This window comes from Colwellia marinimaniae (assembly GCF_002207865.1).
Lineage (GTDB): Bacteria > Pseudomonadota > Gammaproteobacteria > Enterobacterales > Alteromonadaceae > Colwellia > Colwellia marinimaniae.
Genome location: NZ_BDQM01000336.1, coordinates 1 through 261 on the forward strand (window position 1 = coordinate 1; position 261 = coordinate 261).

Consider the following 261-nt stretch of genomic DNA (forward strand, 5'->3'; position numbering starts at 1 on the left):
AATTACAGCATTTTGCCCAGTCGTTGTCCGAACAACAAACGGAAACCTTGCAAGTAGCGATTAGCAAGGGCACTAAATTAGCAGGTCAGTTAATGTATAAACCGAATCTCCCAGTGACCTTATTTCAGTTTACCAAATATGAAGAAGTTGATAATGAAGTATAACCAGCTAGGTAAATTAATTGGTGTTGGCGTTGGTCCGGGTGATCCTGAGCTGATGACGTTAAAAGCCTTTCGTTTGCTACAGCAAGTGGACGTGATC

The 261-nt window shown here is 41.8% G+C and carries 1 protein-coding gene; it reads left to right on the plus strand.

What is annotated here, in order from left to right:
- Nucleotides 1–153: 153 nt before the first annotated feature.
- Nucleotides 154–261 (plus strand): SAM-dependent methyltransferase (locus tag MTCD1_RS19545; RefSeq protein WP_235013401.1); only part of this gene is annotated, 108 nt, incomplete at its 3' end.